Here is a 13,265-nt window from a genome sequence, read left to right as displayed (position 1 = left end):
ACGCTGCTCTCACTAGTTTGTTGCAATATCGTCGTGTGGATTGCCACTTTCAACTGTTTTTTCATCAAGTTGCTCAGTTACTTTTGTCGATGTAACAACTGGTATTGTTGTAGCCATCGACTCTAGACTTGATAAATTTTCATACATAATAGAAACATAATCTTTATTTTCTTCTTTTTGTGTGGTTGTTAGTGATGATAAATTATTCATTGTTACACGTTTTAACCCTAATTCTGTTTCTAATTGTTCTAGTAAAGCTATCATATCTTCAGGTAAATTTGGTTCATAAACAATATATTGAACATTATCTGCTAAAATACGATTCTTAATAACTTGTAATTGTTCATCTGTTGGTAAAGCACCAAACTTTGATAAAACAACTGGATACACTTGGAATCCATACGCTTTTTGCCAGTTTCCAAAACTTGGAGTCATCGATACAAATTTGATTTCTTTTCCTTCATTTGCTAACTTCGTCGCTAATTTTTGATACTCTGCATCCAATTGAACTAAATCTTTCTCTAGATTCACTAAGTTTTCGTTAAAATACTTTGAATCTTCTTCATAATTTGTAGATAACCATTTTGTAATATCCTTTGCCATACTCAACATTGCAATAGGATCCATCCATAAATATAAATCTTTTTCATAGGAATCGATTGTTTCAAATGTTTCTCCTTTATAGTAAGAAGATTCAATATAAGTCGTTGTTCCATCAACATTGACTGGTGTATAACGTTGAAATTTATAAATTGCGTTTAATACAGACAAATCATTTGTACCCACTTTTGTTTTCTTTATTTGTTCACTATTTACTGTTAAATAAGGTTCCAAAGTACCGATATGAAATAGATTTTGTGATAATTCTAATTGATTTTCATAGTCATCCACAAGTGTTGCACGTTGTACAATCTCATCATTTTGGATAGAAACTACTTGAAGTTTATCACCAATGATACGATTCGCTAAATATCCAACTGGATAGACAGTGTACGCAACTTGATTTTTCTTAACAGCACACCCCGAAAGTGATGCTATAAGTAATCCTAATGCTAGGACAAGATATATTTTTTTCTTCATGTACTTCCTCTTTTCTCTTCAAGATTATATCACATTCCATCTACGACTTCATTATTACTTTTTTCTCGATAAAAATTGACGAGTACTTTACAAATCATAAATACCGGTACAGATATCATAACACCTAGTGACCCCAAACAAATACCCCCTGCGATTATGCTAAATAGCGTCCACAATGGCTGTATTTGACTGTTTTTCAGATGTACTAATGGACCAATAATATAAGCATCAAAGTTAGACAAAATCAAAATACCGATAATAAGAATAACGACATTGCTTGTTGGTAGCGTTAATGCAGTTAATATACCTATTAAATTCGCAACAGTTGCACCAAAATATGGAATAATTAAACCAATTGATGTTAACAATGCAATGATAATCCAATCTTTGTGTCCTACCATATTATAAAGAATACTATATTCGATAAATTTAATTATCATTAAAATAACTAAACCATGCAAATAGGCACCAATTCGATTATCAATCAAATTGTATATTTTTGGTAAATCAGGATTAAGTCCTTCACTCATATAATCAATATAAGATGTAATCTTTTCATAATCAAATAAGAAATAAAATGAAATAATTACCGTTAAAATCATATTCGTTAAAAATCCAATGAATCCGTTAAATACTTGCGGAATAAGTGTACTAAAGTTAGGTAACCATGTTTTTGATTCATTCATCAATAAGTTAAATTGTTGAAGCATCGCTTGAAGTAAAGGTGATGGATCACTTTCACTTAGATTTTTATAGATATCAAATAAAGAGTTAACACCCTGTCCAATGCTATTAATAAAACTTACCACACGATTGTATATGGTTGGACTAATTGTAAAGATGAGCGTGCTTAGTGCCACAATAATGATTACAAACAAAACAGGAATTACCAATTTTCTGCTAATACCAAATTTTTCCATTTTTTCAATTAATGGATGCAATAAATAAGCAATGATAAATCCAATAATAAATGGTAAAGCAATTTGTAGTATCGTATGAGCAATTGACATCCACACATAGGATGTTACTGAAAGTAAGTAAACAATTAATAAAATTGCTACAACTTTAAGTATAGCTGTTAATGATATATTATTTTGAATTTTGTCCCTAAAATTAATAACCCATTTCATAGATATCTCCCTATATTATCATACCATGCTTGTATCTTATTTAAAAGATTTCATAATAGTCCTTTCGCTCTAAAACTAAGATGTGAATGATTTGATACGATGATATGATCGAGTACAATAATGCCCATCATATCACCACATTCAACAATTTGTTGTGTCATTTCAATATCCGCAATGGATGGTTCAATATCAGAGGATGGATGATTATGCACAAGTAGAATTTTACTTGAGGAATGTAGCAATGCTTCTTTGAAAATCTCTCTTGGATGGACTAAACTACAATCCAATGTTCCCTTAAATAAAATACGATAGGTAATCACATGATTTTTAACATTTAAATAGACAACTAAAAAATTTTCTTGTGTCTCACTTCCTATTTCATTTTTTAGCCATTCAATTAAATTACTTGGATCTTTAATCACATCCTTTTTCTTAACATCCTCATATGATATTCTTCGTGCAAGTTCGATGCACGCGATTAACTCCAATGCTTTTATTTTTTTAATACCCTTGATTGAAGTTAATTCATGATTCGAGAGTTTAGTTAATCCCCCAATTCCGTTTGCTTTTTTTAATAACTCTTCTGCAATTTTTAAACTTGAATATCCTTGATATCCATTTCGAATTAGAATAGCTAATAGTTCAACATTCGTTAATGTTTTTACTCCAAAACTCATTGCTTTTTCTCTTGGTCTTTCATCAATGGGTATTTCTCGAACAAGTGCCATATTTAATCACCTCAACTGATTATTAAAAAAAATAGTTTGAATTCCTAAGATGTTACCAAAATTTACAAATGATTTAATGGTTTAGATAAGGTAAATTAAATAAAATATGATAAACTTGTAGTATAGATTGAAGGGAGATATCTCACTATGAAACATCCTTTATTACAAATGATTAATTTACAAAAGAAAGGTTTACCTGTTGGAATTTATTCAGTATGTAGCGCTAACGAATTTGTTATTGAAGCTGCTCTTGAAAGAGGCAAACAAACTAAATCAGTCGTATTGATTGAAGCAACAAGTAACCAAGTTAACCAATATGGTGGTTATACTGGAATGAAACCAAAAGACTTCTTGAAATTCGTTGAAAAAATTGCGAAAAAAGTTGGCTTTCCAATGGAACGCATCATTCTTGGTGGAGATCATTTAGGCCCATTAACTTGGACTCACCTCAATGAAAAAGAAGCCATGAAAGAGGCTAAGAAATTAATTGAATTATATGTATTAGCTGGATTTACAAAAATTCATATTGATACTTCAATGAGAGTGGCTGATGATGATCAACAAGCAATGCTATCAACTGAAGTCATCGCACGTCGTGGTGCTGAACTTGCTGAAGTTGCAGAGTTAGCTTTCGCAAAACTTCAAGCAAAAAATCCGAATGCTTTACATCCTGTATTCATCGTAGGTTCTGAAGTACCTATTCCAGGGGGGGCACAAGAGGAAGAAGATGGTGTAGCAGTTACAAAAGTAAAAGATTGCAAAACAACAATTGATACTTTCAACAAAGCATTCCTTGCAAAGGGATTAAAAGATGCATGGAAACATGTAATTGCTGTTGTAGTTCAACCTGGAGTTGAATTTGGTGATGCTACTGTTATTGAATACAACCGCAAAGAAGCTAAGAAACTGACCAATTCATTAAAATCATATAAGAATTTGGTATTTGAAGGACATTCTACAGATTACCAAACTAAAATTGCTTTAAAACAAATGGTAGAAGATGGTATTGCTATTCTTAAAGTAGGTCCAGGCTTAACCTTTGCAGCACGTGAAGGAATGTTTGCTCTTGCTAAAATTGAAGAAGAATTATTTAAAGGAACTAAAACAAAAACTTCTAAATTTATTGAAGTATTAGAAGAAGTTATGGTCAATGAACCAGGTAACTGGCAAAAACATTATCATGGTAACGCACAACAATTAGCATTTAAACGTAAATACAGTTTCTCTGATCGTTGCCGTTATTACTTGCCAAATGAAAAGGTACAAGCTGCTCTTGAATTATTAATTACAAATATCAATACTGCAGGTATTCCTTATTCATTGTTAAGTCAATACATGCCAATCCAATATACTAAAGTACGTGAAGGAATCATCCCATGCACTGCTGAGGCTTTAATTAAAGACCGCGTTGCTAACTGTATGGATGAATATTTATACGCTACACAACAACAAAAACTAGGTTAAACATGAAACGACAGTCAATGGCTGTCGTTTTCTTTTCCTATAATTCTTCTTGATTAAATTTTTCCAATTTCTTAATATGTTTTGCTATTTCTGATTCTAATTTTTTGCTTGGCTTTATGCTAGATTCAAACCAAATATTCTTGACTTCAAGTAATTTATTTTTCTTTGTATATCCTGCTTCTATTCGCCCTACAAATATATCACCATACAAAATAGGTAAAACATAGTATCCATATTTTCTTTGTGATTGTGGTGTATAAATTTCCCATTTATAATCAAATTCAAATAGTTCTCTAATTAAGTTACGATCCCACATCATGTTATCAAGTGGAGCAATAAACTCACACCTTTTCTTAAGCTTAGGATTTTTTATTACTTCCTTTATTAAATACAAATCAGTGGATAAGCAATAAAGACTTTCTTTGCACCCTTCAACTTCAAATTGAATTATTTTTTTATCCTTAAGGAGTTCTTGATACACTTCATTTCTTTTATTCGCTTTCAAATTTTCTATACATAAGTAAGCATCAGATGCTTTATTCCATAACATTCCAACTGCACTAATTCTACGCAATACATTCCATTTTAAATAATCTATTTCTGTTTTATTGGGATCGGGTTTATTGAGTATTTTGATTGATATGCAGTTTTCAATCAAATCATAATACTTTATTGTCCCCTTCTTATGATGTATGCCTAGTTCACCAATATAATATAAATGTTCAAGACAAGCACGTGACAAACTAGATTTATTACCCCATGTCCATGTAATTTGTTCCTTATTCTTAAAATCAGATGCTGACATTGGACCATTTTCTTTAATTGTTTTCTTTACTAAATCGCATGCCATTTCAACATTTTTGTTATGCCTAGTTAAAAAGTCATATGTCTTCTTCTTGCGTTTTAAATAGATCCAATCATTATCACAAAAAATAGCTAAATTCTTATCAAAATAGTCTATTAATTTTCGATCTTGATATAGCAATTCATCAAGCATTTTTTTCTTATACCCTTTAACTTTAGATAATAAAACCAAATCTGCATTTTTACCACAAGCATCAATTGGATCATATTGTATACACCCAACTTGTTTTGTATAATTAAGAATTCCTTCTTTTCCTACAAACTTATAATCACCGATTAAGCCATGCTTAATCAATAAAAACTGTCTTGCTTGTTTCTTAGTGAGTTTAATCATTTTCATAGGTCACCTTTTCTTACTATTAGTATAATCTAAATTGTGAAAAGAATACAAAAAAGGTGCCGCAAATGCGAACACCTTTTCATATGAAGGTTGTGGATTATTGTACTCTACTTGTATTTACTGAATTAAGCGAATAAACCAATAAATGGAATAGCTCCAATAATACCAAGAGCTAATAGAAGAAGGATACATTTAATAACTGTAAAGTTCTTCTTAGCGATTAGCCAATACATTAACATTGTTAATCCAAGAGGGATTAATTTAGGGAAAATACTATCTAATACAGTTTGTAATACGATAGGAGAATCTCCATTAGGAATTGTTAATGCAATTGTAGTACCACCCATGTTAGAAATTAAAGCACCTACAACGAAGATACCTAATAATGAAGCAGCATGAGTGAATTCTTTTGCGTTTTTAGTTAAAGCTTCAATTGCTTTGCTTCCTAAGTCATATGACCAATACATTAATCCGTAACGAACTCCGAATTGAACTGCATTGAATAAAACTAAGAATAGGATAGGTCCTAAAATATTTCCTTCAAGAGATAAGTTAGCACCGATACCAGCAGCGATTGGAACTAATGTTAACCAGAAGATTGCATCTCCGATACCACCTAAAGGTCCCATTGCAGCTACACGTACAGCACGAATTGTTGTAACGTCAGCTTTTTGTTGTTCTAATGAAAGAACGATACCCATAACGAATGTTACTAAGAATGGGTGAGTGTTAAAGAAGTCTAAGTTATGTTGCATTGAAAGTGCAAGATCTTCTTTGTCAGTATGGATTTTTTCCAAACCTGGAAGAATTCCGTATAACCAACCAGCAGCTTGCATACGTTCAAAGTTGAAAGACATTTGTAAGAATAATGAACGCCAAACCATCTTGTTAAGAGTTTTTCTATCAAGAGGTTGCGCAGGCGTAGTATTTTTATAGTTATTTGCTAAATTAGATGCCATCACTATAATCCTCCTTTGCTGAACCAGCATTTGCTTTGATCTTCGTATTGATTTGGAAGTCATAGTAAGCTAATGCTCCACCAAGAATAGCAACGATAACTAATGTATAAGCACCAGTACCCATTGCTTTGTCGATTAATGTTGCTGAAGCGAATCCAGCAATTAAGATTGTCCAGAATTCTCCAGAAATCATAACTTTCATTAATACAGCGAATCCAACGAAACGCATCATTCCACCTGCAGCTCCAAGACCTGCCCATACCCATGCAGGTACAGCTTCAGATAATGTTTGACCTACAGCTTGACCAGCTCCAGCACCGATCATTGCAAGAATACCGAATAGACATCCGATACCTAGCATTAACATAATGTTAAGACGTTCGATACCTTTTGCATCACCTTTTGCAGCCATACTATCAGCTTTAGCCATAGCAGGAGCAGAAACAGTGAACCAAATGTTAACAGCTTGTTGTCCAAGAAGTCCGAAAGGAACTGCAAGAGCAAGAGCAGATTCAAAATTTGGTTGGTTTAATGCGATTGCGAATACAACCGCCATAATTCCTCCAAGTACAGCATTAGGAGGTTGAGCTCCACCGATTGGCATACTACCAATCATAAGTAGTTCATAAGAAGCACCAATTTTAAGACCTAGATCGAAGTTACCAAGAATAGCACCTACGATAGGACCCATAACAATTGGACGATACAATGATTCAAGGAAACTAAATTGGTCGATTCCTCCAAGGAAACCGATAACTCCAACTAGTAAAATTTGAATAATATTAAATTCCATGTTTTACTATCACCTTTCTTTAGATTATTTGAATAGTTTTTCTGTGTCTTCTGCAGACATAGATGGAACTTTACGAATTTCAAGTTCAACACCTAAGTCGCGTAGCTTTTTGAAAGCTTCAACATCAGCATCATCAACAGCAACTGAACCAGCTACTTGCTTTTTACCTTCTGACATATGCATGTTTCCAATGTTTAACTTTTTGATAGGCACTCCACCTTCAACTAGTTTTAAAACATCCTGTGGATTCTCACATACGATAAAGATTTTTTGAGCATCCGAAGCTTTGTGAATTGTGTCGATTGTTTTTTGAATTGTCCAATAACGAGTTTGTGCATAGCTAGGTGCAGCCATATCCATCAATCCTTGACGGAATGTGTTTTCAGCAACATCATCATTTGCAACTAATAATAAATTAGCTCCGATAGAACTAGTCCATTGCGTTGCAACTTGCCCATGAATCAAACGATTGTCAATTCGAGTTAATAAAATGTTTGGCATTTTCTTATCCTCCCCTTCATTTTAAGAACGCATCTATCCCCTTCCCAAGAAGTAAACGCTTTCTATATCCACATTATAGTTCAATTTACATGAAAATGTTTTATAATTTTCAATATTGCATTTGCACTTTTTAGTACTAATTTTCAAGTTTGATAACAAATTGTGATGATTTAGTGAAAAATAGTGTATAATTTGACCGGGTGATACTATGTATAACAAAACAACGAGTGCTTACTTTCTTAAATTTGGTAAGATAACTGATTCATTTAGAACAAATAAAGACTTAAAAAAGAAAAAATTTAAAGTTACAAATAAGGTTATTTCTACACTTTATGCATATAGTCAAGATGTTTACGTTGAAACAGTTGATGGTATGGCAATCGTCGCTATCGCAGATAAAGACAATTCCTACATACCCCAATTATTTGTTATTCATCGTAATTTCAAAATTTATGCAGGAGAATATTTTTCTTTTATCACGCTCACTTCTTCATCTACCATTAACTTATATACCCCCACAAATACGACTCGAACTACTTTGGATGCTTCTAGTCCTATCATCTACGAGCCAATTCAACCAAAACTAATGGTGAGCGAAATCTGTGCTTATTATTACATGGTAAAATCTCCTGGTTATAAATTTTATGGTGAATCACATCGCTATTTCGAATTAACCTTTGTCGATTCTGGTGAATTAGAAACTAATGTTGAAGGTACTGACTATACCTTAAAAAATTATGATTTACTTTTATATGGACCCAATCAATATCATACACAGGAAATTACATCCAATGAACCTTGTAGTTACCTAACAATTATATTTGAATCCAATATTCAAGATTATTCATCAATTATTAATCGTGTATTCCATTGTCCTCGTGAGTATTATCAAATCTTAGATAAATTTGTAAAAATGACAACATCACCTTTACCTTATGCAAAGGACTTGATGATTTCTTTTATACAAGAATTAATATTACATCTACTTCAATATGATTTAGAAGAACACATCACCAAACCATCAACCCCTATTCATCAACATTTCGAAAATGAATTGTTGGAAGAAATACTTGCTTATATTAATCAAAAGATTTATGAGCCATTACCTGTTGATGATATTTGTGATCACTTTTCAATTAGTCGATCAAGTCTACAAAATCTATTCAAGGATAATTTAAAAGTAGCACCAAAACAATACATTAATGAAGCAAAACTTGCAAAGAGTAAAGTACTGATTAAAAAGTCTGAAAACACCATCAGTGAAATCTCTTCAATGTTAGGATTTAATTCCATTCACTACTTCTCAAGAAAGTTTACTCATCGATACAATATTACACCTAGCGAATACGCAAAGAAGATTTATGATGATCAATAAAAAAACGAAGATTTCTCTTCGTTTTTTAAATACCATCTCCATCAATTATTTCTTCAGTTTTTTCAACGTAAGCATATTTGATAACTTGATCTTTACCTGTATTAACAGCCATATCTGCAAGTGCTTCAGCATCTTCCATAAACCCTCTAGCCATTGATGTTTCAATAATCATTCCAAGGTTTGTACCACCTAGAACGATAATTTTTTCTTCTCTTTTCATTGAGATTTCTACAGATGTTTTAAATGGTGATCCACCAACTAAATCAGTAAACATCATGATGCTTTCACAATCTTTTAAGTTATCGATTGCTGCATTCAATTTGTTTTCTAAATCTTCCACTGAGTCTTCTTGAACAAAGTCAACAGCTTCATATTTTTCAGGTAATCCAGCTATTAATTTAACTGAACTTGTTAAGCCAGTTGCAAAATTGCCATGGCCAGTAATAATAATTCCGATCATATTTTCCTCCTATTTAGAATATTGATATAAAGTTACGCCTTTTACTACACGATTAACTTCTCCACTTGGACATGGATTATCTGGTGTAATATCCAATGATAAAGATTTGAATAGTGCAAGTATTTGTGCAACGACAATATATTCTAAACCTAAGAAAATATTATCATGATTTGAACCATTATAGCAATAATAGAAATCTGTAAGTGCCTTAACTTCTTCACAAGGTGTATTGCATACTGCAAATATTTTGTTTCCTTTGCGTTGACCACTCATCTCTTTAATTAAATCAATTTCATATTGACGAGTATATGCTTCATCACTTAAATAAATCACAGTTAATGTATCATTATCAATAATAGATTTTGGTCCATGTCTAAATCCAAGAGGTGTATCATACATAGTTACAATTTGACCAGCAGTAAGTTCGAGTAGCTTTAATGATGATTCTTGTGCAATTCCTTTTAAAGCATTGCTTCCTAAATAAACAATACGTTTGAAGTCATAAGCTTTTACTACATCTGCACACACTGTATAGTCAGTTTCAACCATCTTTGTAGCACATGCGATTACATCTTCTACTGCTTTTACAGTTTCATCTAAATTTGTTAAGTTGAAACTTAATAATGTAGCTAAGTACATGTTTGTGAATGATGAAGTCATTGCGAATGATTGGTCATGAGTTTCATCAGTAAGGTTGATTGCTAAGCAATTTGATTTTCCTTCTGCACGTTTTGATAAAGCACCATTTTTGTTACATGTAACAAATAAATGGTAAATATTGCTAGTAACTGCTTCAGCAGCATCTACTGCACCAATTGATTCTGGTGAATTACCTGAACGACCAAAGCTAATCAATAATGTAGGCTTTGTTTGAGAAATGTAGTTTTCAGGTGTAGCAGTAATATCTGTTGTTGCATATGATTTTGTTTTATAATTAGTGCTCTTGTTTAAATAAGAGAATAAAGTATTCCCTACAAATTCACTTGTGCCAGCACCTGTTAAAATGATGTCATAATCCTCTTGAGTTAATACTTGATTTAAAAATGTTTGAATTTGATCTTTCATTTCTTTTACTTGGTTGATTGTTTTTTTCCAAGTAGCAGGTTGTTGATGAATCTCAGTTGCAGTAAATGTTGTAGATTTTGCTTGTAGTTCTTCTTGTGTGAATCCGAAAATAGTCATGGTAATTCCTCCTTTTTTACATCCTCATTATAGACACCACCCATCCAAAGTACAACATTTTAGTTAAAACATGTAATTTCATTGTTAAAAAGTATAAACATAGACATTCAAAAAGGACTAAAATATAATTAAACAATAAAGGGAGGATTATTATATGATCATTCAAAGTAAAAGAGTTTGGGTTTCAGGCCAATTTATCCCAGCTCAAATTGAAGTAGTAGATAAAAAAGTAAAGGCCGTATTACCTTATGGTACAAAAGAAGTTGATCAAGATTATGAGTCGAAACGTATTGTACCTGGTTTCTTAGATATCCATTGTCATGGAGCATATGGTTTTGATACCAATGATGCAACTGAAGAAGGATTAAGAAACTGGCTTAAGAATATACCTAATGAAGGTGTAACTGGACTATGTCCAACTACAATTACACAAAGTGTTGATGTTTTAACTGGTGCTGTAGCAAATGTAGCCAAAGTCAATGATGAAGGTTATGAAGGAGCAGAAATCTTAGGAATCCACTTTGAAGGACCTTATCTTGATATGGTATACAAAGGAGCTCAACCTGAACAATACATTGTTCCACCAACTGTAGAACAATTCAAGGAGTATCAAAAAGCGGCAAAAGGTCTTATTAAAATTATGACACTTGCAACAGAAACAGATGAAGATTTTGCATTAACTCATTATTGCAATGAAAATGATGTTGTGGTAAGTATTGGACACAGTGCTGCAACCTATGAACAAGCAGTTCTTGCAGTTGCTAATGGTGCTAAATCAATGACTCATATCTACAATGGTATGTCACCTTTCAACCATAGAAACAATGGATTAATTGGTGCTGCATTTAGATTTAGAGATGTATTTGGTGAAGTTATTTGTGATGGTAACCACTCAACACCTGCTGCATTAAATATCTTATTCAATTCTAAAGGAAGAGATTATACCATCATGGTATCTGATGCTTTAATGGCAAAAGGATCACCTGCTGGTAGTAAATTTATCTTTGGTGGTAACGAAATTGAAATTTATCCAGATGGAAGTGCTCACTTAACATCAACTAAAAACTTAGCAGGTAGTACATTACGTATTAACGAAGGCTTGAGAATTCTAGTTGAAGAAGCACAAGTTCCATTTGATGCTGCATTAAATGCTTGTACGCTAAATCCTGCACGTTTATTAAAAATTGATCATCGTAAAGGAAAGATTGGTGCCGGTTATGATGCTGACTTAGTTGTATTAAATGATGACTACTCAGTTGTACAAACATATTGTAGAGGTAAAGAAAGCATCTAGCCCCTTTTCAATTCAATAAATTTAAAGTATGATATTGGGGTACGGAGGGAATCAAATGTCTACAAATAAGAAATCTAGTATTGTCTCAGGGAGAAATATTTATCAAGATGAAAAAGGTAGAAACATTCTTTACAACAAAAACACAGGTATCGGATACTTGATACAAGCCAAAGATGAGAAATCATTTAGTCTTTATAAGAATCGTTATCTATATATCATCATTGGTATTATTCTAGCAGTAAATTTTCTAGCTAATTTATGGGTATGCCTTGGTGTTGGAGCATTATTTGCGATTTTCTTGGAATATAGATATCGTGCTAAATTCATTCCTTCACTGGTTCAAATCACTAATTTTAAGCCTTATGAAAACCTAACATTCATTGATCAAATGGTAAAAAATGGTAACCCAAATAAAATACTTTTATCTGGAATACTCTATATCGCATTTGCAATCTTATTGGTAATCAATGGTTTACAAATGGAATTATCAAATATATTAATGATTGCTAACATTGCATTAGCCTGTGGCGCATTAGTTTTCTCAGGGATTCACTTCATTGCTTATGCAAAAATGAAAAAAAAATAACATAAAAAAATGGTATCTCACTTAAATTGAGATACCATTTTTATTTATTCATTTTCGTGTGCTAAGTTACTAGACCATTTTCCAATAATTGGTAAACGATAAGAAACCCATCCATATGCCTTTACTGCTGCAATAATTTCTAGAATTGCGATGATGATTGAAATAACTCCAACTACCAAGATAATACCCATTCCAGAAACAACTCCTCCAGCACTTCCAGCAATAATTGAAGTAATTGAAACTGTTGTTCCTACTACTGTTGTAATTACACCTAATGCACCATAGAATAATGTCATTAATAATGCTTGCCAAGCATGGAATTTAACTAATTTACTATCTTTTTCAAAGATTAATGCAAGCAAAGGAATAATCCAAGTAAAGTTACCCCAGATACCTCCATATGAGAAAACTCCAATTAAAAATGGTACTAAGTAAATTAATAAACTTACTACATTTGCTTCTAATCCTAAGATTGATGATTTGTGTTCATCGTATTTTTTATTCATATC

General features: G+C 32.2%; 14 protein-coding genes. 4 read left to right on the top strand and 10 right to left on the bottom strand.

The window, feature by feature from the left end:
• Positions 1-12: 12 nt before the first annotated feature.
• Genes B5D14_RS08850 through radC form a run of 3 tightly spaced genes read right to left on the bottom strand, consistent with a single transcriptional unit; the run spans position 13 to position 2,938 of the window.
• The gene (locus B5D14_RS08850) at positions 13-1,080 is read right to left on the bottom strand and encodes a metal ABC transporter substrate-binding protein (RefSeq protein WP_078712269.1); all 1,068 of its coding nucleotides are present in this window, start codon (positions 1,078-1,080) and stop codon (positions 13-15) included.
• Between the two features lie 29 nt (positions 1,081-1,109).
• Positions 1,110-2,210 carry an AI-2E family transporter gene (locus B5D14_RS08845; RefSeq protein WP_078712268.1) on the bottom strand — a complete coding sequence of 367 codons (1,101 nt, stop codon included), beginning with the start codon at positions 2,208-2,210 and terminating at the stop codon, positions 1,110-1,112.
• Positions 2,211-2,260: 50 nt separating this feature from the next.
• Positions 2,261-2,938, bottom strand: coding sequence for a RadC family protein (gene radC / locus B5D14_RS08840; protein WP_078712267.1), 678 nt, complete (start codon positions 2,936-2,938; stop codon positions 2,261-2,263).
• A gap of 147 nt (positions 2,939-3,085) precedes the next feature.
• Between radC and B5D14_RS08835 the strand changes: the two genes are divergently transcribed.
• Positions 3,086-4,402 (top strand): class II D-tagatose-bisphosphate aldolase, non-catalytic subunit, encoded by a 1,317-nt coding sequence (locus B5D14_RS08835; RefSeq protein ID WP_078712266.1) that lies wholly within the window; start codon positions 3,086-3,088, stop codon positions 4,400-4,402.
• A 37-nt stretch (positions 4,403-4,439) separates the two neighbouring features.
• Here B5D14_RS08835 and B5D14_RS08830 read toward each other — a convergent pair whose 3' ends face one another.
• The 4 genes from B5D14_RS08830 to agaV form a co-directional block, all read right to left on the bottom strand.
• Positions 4,440-5,600: a winged helix-turn-helix domain-containing protein gene (locus B5D14_RS08830; protein ID WP_078712265.1), complete on the bottom strand. Its 1,161-nt coding sequence runs from the start codon at positions 5,598-5,600 to the stop codon at positions 4,440-4,442.
• A gap of 131 nt (positions 5,601-5,731) precedes the next feature.
• Positions 5,732-6,565: a PTS system mannose/fructose/sorbose family transporter subunit IID gene (locus B5D14_RS08825; RefSeq protein WP_078712264.1), complete on the bottom strand. Its 834-nt coding sequence runs from the start codon at positions 6,563-6,565 to the stop codon at positions 5,732-5,734.
• Complete coding sequence (locus B5D14_RS08820; RefSeq protein ID WP_078712263.1) at positions 6,555-7,358, bottom strand: PTS mannose/fructose/sorbose/N-acetylgalactosamine transporter subunit IIC; 804 nt, start codon at positions 7,356-7,358, stop codon at positions 6,555-6,557. The genes B5D14_RS08825 and B5D14_RS08820 overlap by 11 nt, the downstream gene beginning before the upstream one ends.
• A 24-nt stretch (positions 7,359-7,382) precedes the next feature.
• A complete protein-coding gene (gene agaV, locus B5D14_RS08815; protein WP_078712262.1) occupies positions 7,383-7,859 on the bottom strand; it encodes a PTS N-acetylgalactosamine transporter subunit IIB in 477 nt (158 codons plus the stop codon).
• Between the two features lie 208 nt (positions 7,860-8,067).
• Here agaV and B5D14_RS08810 point away from each other — a divergent pair, with 208 nt between their 5' ends.
• Positions 8,068-9,234 carry a helix-turn-helix transcriptional regulator gene (locus tag B5D14_RS08810; RefSeq protein ID WP_078712261.1) on the top strand — a complete coding sequence of 389 codons (1,167 nt, stop codon included), beginning with the start codon at positions 8,068-8,070 and terminating at the stop codon, positions 9,232-9,234.
• 25 nt (positions 9,235-9,259) lie between these two features.
• Here the strand turns inward: B5D14_RS08810 and agaF are convergent, their stop codons facing one another.
• Positions 9,260-9,694 (bottom strand): PTS galactosamine/N-acetylgalactosamine transporter subunit IIA, encoded by a 435-nt coding sequence (agaF, locus tag B5D14_RS08805; protein ID WP_078712260.1) that lies wholly within the window; start codon positions 9,692-9,694, stop codon positions 9,260-9,262.
• Between the two features lie 9 nt (positions 9,695-9,703).
• Positions 9,704-10,876: an SIS domain-containing protein gene (locus B5D14_RS08800; protein WP_078712259.1), complete on the bottom strand. Its 1,173-nt coding sequence runs from the start codon at positions 10,874-10,876 to the stop codon at positions 9,704-9,706.
• Between the two features lie 154 nt (positions 10,877-11,030).
• On the opposite strand from B5D14_RS08800, the gene nagA reads away from it, so the two are divergent.
• Together nagA and B5D14_RS08790 are read left to right on the top strand one after the other, a co-directional pair.
• A complete protein-coding gene (gene nagA / locus B5D14_RS08795; RefSeq protein WP_078712258.1) occupies positions 11,031-12,170 on the top strand; it encodes an N-acetylglucosamine-6-phosphate deacetylase in 1,140 nt (379 codons plus the stop codon).
• Positions 12,171-12,225: 55 nt separating this feature from the next.
• Complete coding sequence (locus B5D14_RS08790) at positions 12,226-12,756, top strand: hypothetical protein (protein ID WP_078712257.1); 531 nt, start codon at positions 12,226-12,228, stop codon at positions 12,754-12,756.
• A gap of 44 nt (positions 12,757-12,800) precedes the next feature.
• On the opposite strand, the gene B5D14_RS08785 is transcribed toward B5D14_RS08790, so the two are convergent.
• Positions 12,801-13,262: a magnetosome magnetite crystal formation protein family gene (locus B5D14_RS08785; protein WP_078712256.1), complete on the bottom strand. Its 462-nt coding sequence runs from the start codon at positions 13,260-13,262 to the stop codon at positions 12,801-12,803.
• Positions 13,263-13,265 lie beyond the last annotated feature (3 nt).

The sequence above is a fragment of the Anaerorhabdus furcosa genome (assembly GCF_900167375.1).
Taxonomy (GTDB): domain Bacteria; phylum Bacillota_I; class Bacilli_A; order Erysipelotrichales; family Erysipelotrichaceae; genus Anaerorhabdus; species Anaerorhabdus furcosa.
The sequence above is the reverse complement of the archived record's forward strand: the minus strand, read 5'-3'. Positions and strand labels throughout refer to the sequence as shown.

Coding starts and splice junctions, on each gene's coding strand:
- B5D14_RS08785 (WP_078712256.1), bottom strand. CDS start 13,262: ATGAATAAAAAATACGATGAACACAAATCATCAATCTTAGGATTAGAA.
- radC (WP_078712267.1), bottom strand. CDS start 2,938: ATGGCACTTGTTCGAGAAATACCCATTGATGAAAGACCAAGAGAAAAA.
- B5D14_RS08810 (WP_078712261.1), top strand. CDS start 8,068: ATGTATAACAAAACAACGAGTGCTTACTTTCTTAAATTTGGTAAGATA.
- B5D14_RS08830 (WP_078712265.1), bottom strand. CDS start 5,600: ATGATTAAACTCACTAAGAAACAAGCAAGACAGTTTTTATTGATTAAG.
- nagA (WP_078712258.1), top strand. CDS start 11,031: ATGATCATTCAAAGTAAAAGAGTTTGGGTTTCAGGCCAATTTATCCCA.
- B5D14_RS08825 (WP_078712264.1), bottom strand. CDS start 6,565: ATGGCATCTAATTTAGCAAATAACTATAAAAATACTACGCCTGCGCAA.
- B5D14_RS08850 (WP_078712269.1), bottom strand. CDS start 1,080: ATGAAGAAAAAAATATATCTTGTCCTAGCATTAGGATTACTTATAGCA.
- B5D14_RS08835 (WP_078712266.1), top strand. CDS start 3,086: ATGAAACATCCTTTATTACAAATGATTAATTTACAAAAGAAAGGTTTA.
- B5D14_RS08820 (WP_078712263.1), bottom strand. CDS start 7,358: ATGGAATTTAATATTATTCAAATTTTACTAGTTGGAGTTATCGGTTTC.
- B5D14_RS08800 (WP_078712259.1), bottom strand. CDS start 10,876: ATGACTATTTTCGGATTCACACAAGAAGAACTACAAGCAAAATCTACA.
- B5D14_RS08845 (WP_078712268.1), bottom strand. CDS start 2,210: ATGAAATGGGTTATTAATTTTAGGGACAAAATTCAAAATAATATATCA.
- agaV (WP_078712262.1), bottom strand. CDS start 7,859: ATGCCAAACATTTTATTAACTCGAATTGACAATCGTTTGATTCATGGG.
- B5D14_RS08790 (WP_078712257.1), top strand. CDS start 12,226: ATGTCTACAAATAAGAAATCTAGTATTGTCTCAGGGAGAAATATTTAT.
- agaF (WP_078712260.1), bottom strand. CDS start 9,694: ATGATCGGAATTATTATTACTGGCCATGGCAATTTTGCAACTGGCTTA.